Source organism: Shewanella sp. 11B5 (assembly GCF_002836795.1).
Lineage (GTDB): Bacteria > Pseudomonadota > Gammaproteobacteria > Enterobacterales > Shewanellaceae > Shewanella > Shewanella frigidimarina.
Window position 1 is genome coordinate 1 of record NZ_PJAP01001121.1, and the last position, 2212, is coordinate 2212.

The 2212-nt window shown below is 40.3% G+C and carries 1 protein-coding gene; it reads right to left on the reverse strand.

Features of this window, described 5'->3' with window-relative positions; all coding sequences use genetic code 11:
- Positions 1 to 234 precede the first annotated feature (234 nt).
- On the reverse strand, positions 235 to 2212 hold a 1978-nt coding region (locus CXF78_RS20995; RefSeq protein ID WP_102037851.1), incomplete at its 5' end, for a sensor histidine kinase.

A 2212-nucleotide genomic window follows, 5' to 3' on the forward strand; every position in this document is an offset into this window, starting at 1 on the left:
AGTTGAATATAAAAATGAAATTTATGATGATAAACACTTGCAAATACAAATGAGAATGATTATTATTAACTTGCGTTCCAAAACTCGGTTTACTAAATAGAGACTTCATCACCTTTAATTAGTCTGCAGAGTTCGCAAGCACGACATTGCTCACACACTCTTTGTGGCCGGGTTAATCACCCGGCTTTTTTTTGCCTATTTTTTGTCTATTCCTTGCCTATTTAGTCACGTGCTTTACTGTGTTCTGTCACCAAAATGTAAGCCTTCATAAGGCCCAAGCTGCTGATCATCTTTTGCTTTATGGTAAAGCCCAATGGTAAATATGGTGCCTTTTCCTACCGTCGAATTCACTTCAATCGTACCGCCAAGTCGTTTAATAATCCCATAACTCAGAGATAACCCTAAACCAGTACCATCTTTACGGGTGGTATAAAATGGATCAAAGATACGACTCAAATCTTGTTTCGAAATCCCCATCCCTTCATCTTCAACTTCAATTTTTACCCCAATAGCGATTCCGTCTTCTAGCCAGTCGTAAGTTCGTAGCCAAATTCGACCTTTATTCTCAATCGCATGGGCAGCATTAACCATTAAGTTAATCAGAACTTGTAATAGCTGAGGTCGATTGACTTCTACTGAACCTGTAGCCGTAAACTCCTTAATCAACTTCACTTCTTGTTGCTCAATAGAGTGACGAGCTAATAACAGCATTTCTTCAACGATTGGCGTCACAGGTTGTAATGTTATTGGCGCATTAAACTCACCAGGACGGCTATATTGCAGCAGGCTACGGATGATAGTCGTTATCCTACCGACTTGTTGAATAACCAATTCAATTTCTTCTTCGACTATTGCAGCGTTGTCACCGAGTTCATATTTTAATAGCTCCATGTTTCCCAAGATAACGGCTGTAGGATTATTAATTTCGTGGGCAATACCAGCAATCAGTTCGCCTAGTGCGGTGAGTTTTTCGTTAGTGACTAATTGCTGTCTGGTGGCATGCAACAACGCCACATTGCGTTCGAGCTCTTCTGTTTTATCTTGCAAGCTGCGGGTTCGTTGTTCAACTTTGATTTCTAGCTGCTCTGCTGCCGCTTGAATTTGAGCATTTCGTCGCTGCAACTGATCTAACATTCGATCAAATTGCTCCGCTAAATGTGCTAGTTCGTTATCACCATTCATGTCTAGTTTACCAATTCTGATATTTCGACCAGACTGTACCGCAGTAACAACTTGGTGAATATATTCAATAGGTTGTAGCAAACTGTTCGCGCCGCGATAAACCAAAAAACCTGAAATTAATAATACGAAAACTAAAATGGTGCCGAGCTCGATAATATTGAGTAAATAGTTATGTAAAAAAGGCGACTCAGAAAAACCGGCATACACCATCCCAATCCTTTTACCACGAACATCGAGTAAAGGAAGGTAACCCGAGATATACCAATCATTAAGAACAAAGGCGCGATTTATCCACGTTTGGCCTTCAATGAGTACTTGCTGATAAACCTCATCAGACACTAAGGTCCCCAAGGCTCTATTGGGTTTATTGTTGTCTTTAGGAAATAGATCCATTGGTACATTGGTACTAATGCGAATATTATCCAGAAAAAGGGTTACAGTACCGATTGAACGTTCAGGCAACGTGCCTTTGCCATACACCAAGTCACGAATATTATCGACTATGTCAGTATTGTGATTAAACAACATCCCACCATCTAAATACCAAAATACATTTCCCGACTGGTCGGCTATTGGCAGTAGAGTTCGGCTTAATAAGCCACGGGTTTCCATGCTTTGCTTAGGTTTTTTCGCATGCAATGTCGGGATCAAGGTAATTTGAGCTTGTTTTGCTAAACTTGAGTTAATTCTTTCGAGGCGTTTTGCTGGCAATACCATTAACCCCGAAAAAACCTTCTGTTTGGTTTGATGTAACATCAAACGTAAATCAGGGTCTCCAGCGGCATCGGCAACACTAATTAAACGTAAAAAGTCTAAACCTAATTCTTTTTGCTGTTGCGCCAATAGCATATTTAACGCACTAATCGCACTCGGATTTGGTTGTTGATCACTGTGTTTTATTAGCCTAAATGCATGTTGAAAATCCCATGATTCACTTATCGAGTCGAGCTTATCTTGTTGGCGTTCCTGCACTTGCACTAAAGTACTATTCGCGACAACCAAGTCAGCCTTTACCTTCATAAACAATTGT